Here is a 5,760-nt window from a genome sequence, read left to right as displayed (position 1 = left end):
GGTGCCCGGGTCGGCCGGGGTCCACGTCTGTCCGGTCTGCGGATGGGTCGGCACCAGGAGGATGTCCGCGTCCCTGCCGGCGGTTGGCTGTCCCGGTCCGGCCAGAACGGCGCGCCGTGCCGTCGGACCGGCAGGCAGCAGGGCGTCGAGGGCGCGTTGGAACACTTCCCTGCTCAGACCGTCCGGGACGGTCACCGGCCGGCCTTGCGAGGCTGCCAGCAGATGGGCGAGCGCCCGGCCGACCGCAGCCTCCCACTGCGGGCTCCACGACCAGAAGTGGTCCGGCCCGAACCGCGAGCCCCATGTGGCGATCGGCTCGAACGGAGGCGTGGACTTCCCTTCCTCCAACAGCTCTGTCCAGGTCAGTGGTACGGATTCGGCGCCGCCGACGGGCAGGCGGCGCACGGCGCTGGGCGCGAGCCACACCGCCTGCCAGAGTGAGCAGTCGTCGATTCGAGTCGCCACGGGCAGGTCGCACGCCGCGCAGGCCATGTTGGGGCCGTCCGCGCCGTCGAGGCCGCAGCAGTAGCCGCCGGCCATCTCCGGGATGAGCACGGTGCCACGGGCGTCGCCGGGCGCGATGACGATCGAGCCGGGGGCGCCGTCGGAGAGCGCGTGGACCGGCGCGTGGATGCCGCGGGCCACCGCCTCGTCCGGATGGATCTCCTCCCATCTCCGCCACGGCGGCCCCCAGGGCTCCGGGTCCTCGGCGAACGCGCCCGCCTCCATGAGCACCGGAAGCTGAAGCCCGTTCCCGTACTTCTGATGAGCGTGGGCCGGCAGGGCGACCCGGGACAGCGGGGTGGTCAGCTCGGCGCCGCATCCCCCACACACGAAAACGAACAAGTGCCCTCCGCTGCAGAATCAGGAGGCAACTTCGCAGCTCCGTGGCAGACCGGTCAACGTGTTTTGAATCCACTGCGGGCCGAAGCACAACCTGCGCCGCCGAGCGTCACGGTTCGAATCCACGACAGGCCCTGACACCTCCCGAAGTGGCGAACATCCGCTGTCCGTTCTCATGAACAAAACCACATCGGCGTTATCGCGAAAATTTGGGTCACCGGGCCGTCGCAGCGCCACGGGTACGGAAGCCGCGTGGTGCGCTTCGCGCTGCGCGGACGTGACGGGTACGACTGGACCAGGACGCCACAGTCGAAGGACGCCCGGGCGTTCCCGGGGTGGGGTGACGGAGTCGTCACCCCCGGAGGCCTCAGAACAGGCAGGGCCTCTGAACGGAGGATCGTCGTGCCAGGGACCGTTCGACAGCTCGGCTGTCCGGGGAATGCGCCGTTGGAGGATGGCCAGGGGCGTCCTGGACGCGGCCGAGGTCGATGAAGTAGCCGCCCAGGTCATGGCTGTTCGTGGAGGCGTGTTCTTCGAGGACGGCGAGGGCGTCGAGGTACGCCAGGCCGTCCTCGGGGCAGTCCTGGTCGGGGCACAGGCCGGACAGGGTATGGAGGATCCAGTCGTCCCCGTCGCGGGCGTCGGCCTGACGCGCATCACGTGGATCGCTTCGTTCCCCGGCCGTGCCGGGCCAGGAGCCGCGCGAGCTCGAAAGCCGAGTTGGGGTCGTGGGCCACGGGTCGGTTGGCCTGCCGGTATGCCGCGATCCCCCCTCCACGTCGCCACGCTCCTCCAGCAATCCCGCGAGCCGTTGTACGGCGTGCCTGGAGTCATCGGTCCCCGCAGCCGCCCACAGTTCGTCGAGCCGGCGTCAGGTCGCGGATGCCCCATCCCCCGATGGCCGCGTGGCCACCGGACCGGCGGACCAGGACGGTCAGGGGCCCCGGGCAGGCCGCTCACGCCAGTGCCGACACGGCCCGCAGCCACACCAGCGCCGCAGGCGGTCTGCGGGCATCCGTGCCTGGCAGTCGCGGCACCGGCGCAATCCACGGTCCACCGCCGGGGACCACGGACATGAAGCAGGCGGTGGTGGGCCATTCGATGACGGTTCGACGGAACAGCACCGCATCGGCTTGTCCGCCGGCTCCAACGGCCCGGTCCGCAGCAGCACCAGGGACCGCGTCCGCGTCGGCCGGCAGGTCCGCCGGCACCGGCTCGGACAGCAGCACCGCCCCCTCGGCCTCCCGCACGGCCAGGGCGAGGCTGACCGTCTCCCCGACGGCGTACCGCCAAGCACCGGACAGCCCGTACTCGGCCGCCATCTCCCCCACCGCGGCCCCGACCTGGTGCCAACCATCCCCACCCGTCGGTCGGCAACAGCACGGGCCGAGGAGTCGGTCAGGGTCCTGGGCACGGTGAACAGTGCACAGCCGGAGCCTGCTGGTGAGTACGGGAGCCGGGCGCGCGGGAAGGGCCGCAGAGCGCCAAGTCGCCGCCCGCTGGGGCCTCCTGAGGTCCCGCGGCACAGCGATGCGGAGCGTTGCCCGCACTGCCCGCCCGCATGATCCGGGCTGTCGTCGGTCCCGGTCGGCCAGGTGACGGCGGCCCGGCGAGTCGCTCCTGGCCGGTGCCGACGGTTCAGCGGAGTTCCGACCGGGGTGCCGCGGATCGAGCGCCTGGGCTGTCACTGGTTCGGGTGAATGTGCATCTCGGGCCCACCGCGGCTCCGACGGACCACAGCGGTGTGTGGGCGCTCTCGCAGCAGTGTGCCGGCACGCGCATTCGACCGAAGCCCGCTGACGCGTGGAGCCCTCGGATGCCTCGGCCGTTCTATAGCGTTCGCAGCGCGCGTGGAGCTCATCTGCCGCGTATGACACCACTCTTGTCGATCCGGAAGGCGCCTATGGCCATGCTCGTGGACTCTGCCGCCCCTGCTGTCCTGGTCGCCGCCGCGGGCACCCGAACCACCGCACGCGAGCGGGCGCGTCTGGCCCGGGCGGTCAGCGTCTTCGATTCCGCCGCCACACGAATGCTCCTGATCAGTGACGGACTCACCACGCCGCTGCTACAGGCAGCCCTCGGTGCGCCCCTGGAGGCACGGGTGACGCGCCTGTCCACCGTGCCCTCCGGCTCGGTGTCCCCCATGGTCAGCGCCCTGTTGGACGGCGCCCCGCCGGACCAATTCCTGGTGCGGCGCACGACCTTGGCCCTGCCGGACGGTGAAGCGGTGTCGGAGAACACCACGGTCCTGCGCCTGGGCGTGGACCGGCGCATCGACACGGTCGCCGCCGATCGCACCCGGCCGATCGGCTTCGCGCTGGCCGAGGCCGGCCTGCTGCCCCAGCGCCGGATCCTGCACGTGGGAACCGCCCGCTGGCCGCTGGCCCGCGACCCGCTGCGCTGTGCGGCCAAGACCTACCTCCTGGACATGGCCGCCGGTCCGGTGATGTGCATCGAGGAACTGTTCAATCCCTCCTTGATCTCCGCACTGCCGGCCGCGGGCCGCGCGGAGACCCCTGCCGTCGAATTCGCCGAGCTCCCGCTGCTCGCCCCCGAAGGAATCGCATGTTCCGGCAAAAACTCCTGACCTCTCTCACCGGCGGGACCGACCGCCCGGCCGTGGTGGACGACTTGGGTCCTGTCTCGTACAACTCCCTCGACCTGTGGTCCGACCGGATCGCCACGGTTCTGAGCGACCGCGACGAGGCGCTGGAAGAGGTACGTACCGCCCTGCTGCTGCCCAACAGCGCCGCCTGGCTGGCCGGTTACCTGGGTGCGCTGAAGAGCGGTGCGGTGGTCGCGCCGCTGAACGCGGCGCTCACCCGGGCCGAGATCGCCAAGGTCCTGACCGGCGCCGGGCCACGGCATCTGCTGACCGCACCGGAGCGCGCCGACGAGATGACCGCGCTGTGCCAGGAACTACGCCTGCGCACCCGTGTCCACGCCCTTGACCCCGCCGCCCGGAGCGGCCTGCCGCCGGCCCCGGCCGGTCCCGGGCCCCGGCTCCCGGCCGCCCGGAACCGCGCCCCGCAGGACCCATGTCTGATCATGCACACCTCCGGCAGCACCGGGGCCTGCAAAGGCGTCGTACAGAGCGAGCAGTCGCTGCACCTGGCCACCGGCATCTGGCACCGCCGACACCGCCTGCCCGAGGACGTGGTGGCCGTCCCGCTGCCGATGGCCCACACCTACGGCCACCTCGCCGCGGTCAGCACCCTGCTGGCCGGCGCCACCCTGGTCGTCTCCGCCTCCTGCGGGCCCGAGCAGTGGGCCCGGCTCCTCCAGAGCCATGGCGCCACCGTCGTCGAAGCCGTCCCCACCCTGTACGCACGGATGCTGCGGACACCCCTGCTCCGGCAGCACAGCACGCCCGCCCTGCCGCAACTGCGCCGGTGCATCAGCGGAGGCCAGGCCGCGCCCCAGGCCCTGCGCACGCAGTGGCAGCAGCGCACCGGCGTCGCGCTGCTGCAGAGCTGGGGCATGACCGAGCTCTCCGGGGCGGGACTGTGCGCGGCCGAGGACCTTCCGCGATGCCTGGACAGCGTGGGCCCGCCCGTGCCCGGACTTGAGGTCAAGGTCATGGACCCGACGGACCAGGAAAGGGAGATCCCCCGGGGGCAGGAGGGCGAACTGTGGGTACGGGGCCCGCAGGTGGCCATCGGCTACCGGAACAGCTCCCGGCGGCTCCAGCCAACCGCCGACCGCGAAGGCTGGCTGCACACAGGCGACCTGGCCACCCGCGACGCCCACGGCTGCGTACGGATCGTCGGCCGCAGCAAGGACGCCATCATGACCGGCGGCTACACCATCCAGCCAGGTGAGGTCGAGGAAGCACTGCGCAGCCACTCGGCCGTACGGGACGTAGCCGTGCTGGGCCGCCCCGACCCCGACCGCGGCGAGGTCCCCCACGCCCTGGTCGTCCTCGACAGCCCCCGCGCGCCCAGCAGCGAGGAGCTCATCGAACACTGCCGCACCCTGCTGGCCCGCTACAAGGTCCCGCGCACCATCGACTTCGTCGACCACCTGCCGCTGTCCCCGGTGGGCAAGCTCGACCGCCCGGCCCTGCGGCGGACGTTCGCCGACTCCGCCGAGCAGACCGGATGAGCCCGCACCCGGCGACGCCCGTCCCGGCGCCCGTCCCGGCGCCCGCGCGCCCGAATCCGGGCAGCCCGCGCACCGCACGGCGCGACCGCCCCGGACCTAGATCCAGGAGCACGCCATGACACCCACGCCCTCCAGCCCCGTCGTCCTGCTGACCGGAGCAACTGGCGGCCTGGGAACCGCCCTGGCCCAGACACTCGCCGCCCGGGGCACCCGCCTGGGCATCACCGCCCGCACACCGGACACACTGCACGCCCTCGCCCACCGGCTCGCCTCCACCGGAGCCGAGGTCGTGCCCCTGGCCTGCGACGCGGCAGACCCCGTCGGTACGACGGCCGCCACCGAACAACTCGTCGCCGCCTACGGACGCATCGACGCGCTGATCGCCAACGCAGGTGTCGAGGGACCCGTCGGCCCCACCTGGGAACTGCCCCTGGACGACTGGTGGTCCGCGGTCCGCACGAACATCCTCGCCACCACGGCCACCGCCCACACCGTCCTGCCGCACATGGTCCGACAGCGCTCCGGCCGGATCGTGAGCATCAGCAGCGCCGCCGGACACCACCGGTGGCCCACCCTGTCCGCCTACTCGGTGTCGAAGGCCGCCGCGATCAAGTACATCGAGAACATCGCGCACGAGGCACGCGAACACAACATCCAGGCGTTCAGCCTGCACCCCGGCCTTCTGCCGACCGGACTGAGCACCACGGCCCTCACCGCACCCCCGGCCACGCCCTGGCACGCGCGCCGCAGCACCTGGGTGAGGAACCAGCTCGCCGACGGACACGGCACCCCCGTCCACCGCGCCGTGGACGC

5 protein-coding genes are annotated in these 5,760 nt (G+C 72.3%); 3 read left to right on the top strand and 2 right to left on the bottom strand.

Annotated features, from left to right (window positions below):
• Positions 1 to 846: hypothetical protein (locus BFF77_RS28655; RefSeq protein ID WP_066955549.1), on the bottom strand; the 846-nt coding region annotated here is incomplete at its 3' end.
• Positions 847 to 1,799: 953 nt separating this feature from the next.
• Entirely contained in the window at positions 1,800 to 2,165 is a 366-nt protein-coding gene (locus BFF77_RS28650; protein ID WP_141698551.1) for a hypothetical protein, read from the bottom strand.
• Positions 2,166 to 2,752: 587 nt separating this feature from the next.
• Between BFF77_RS28650 and BFF77_RS28645 the strand changes: the two genes are divergently transcribed.
• From BFF77_RS28645 to BFF77_RS28635, 3 genes are all read left to right on the top strand, one after another.
• A complete protein-coding gene (locus tag BFF77_RS28645) occupies positions 2,753 to 3,430 on the top strand; it encodes a hypothetical protein (RefSeq protein ID WP_141698550.1) in 678 nt (225 codons plus the stop codon).
• A complete protein-coding gene (locus BFF77_RS28640; protein ID WP_066955541.1) occupies positions 3,409 to 4,947 on the top strand; it encodes a class I adenylate-forming enzyme family protein in 1,539 nt (512 codons plus the stop codon). Before BFF77_RS28645 ends, BFF77_RS28640 begins: the two co-directional genes overlap by 22 nt.
• Before the next feature lie 115 nt (positions 4,948 to 5,062).
• Positions 5,063 to 5,760 (top strand): SDR family NAD(P)-dependent oxidoreductase (locus BFF77_RS28635; protein WP_066955537.1); only part of this gene is annotated, 698 nt, incomplete at its 3' end.

This window comes from Streptomyces lushanensis (genome assembly GCF_001700515.1).
Lineage (GTDB): Bacteria > Actinomycetota > Actinomycetes > Streptomycetales > Streptomycetaceae > Streptomyces > Streptomyces lushanensis.
The sequence above is the reverse complement of the archived record's forward strand: the minus strand, read 5'-3'. Positions and strand labels throughout refer to the sequence as shown.

What these genes read in the sequence shown, in the direction of transcription:
- BFF77_RS28650 (WP_141698551.1), bottom strand. Translation starts at nt 2,165, where the DNA reads ATGGCGGCCGAGTACGGGCTGTCCGGTGCTTGGCGGTACGCCGTCGGG.
- BFF77_RS28640 (WP_066955541.1), top strand. Translation starts at nt 3,409, where the DNA reads ATGTTCCGGCAAAAACTCCTGACCTCTCTCACCGGCGGGACCGACCGC.
- BFF77_RS28645 (WP_141698550.1), top strand. Translation starts at nt 2,753, where the DNA reads ATGCTCGTGGACTCTGCCGCCCCTGCTGTCCTGGTCGCCGCCGCGGGC.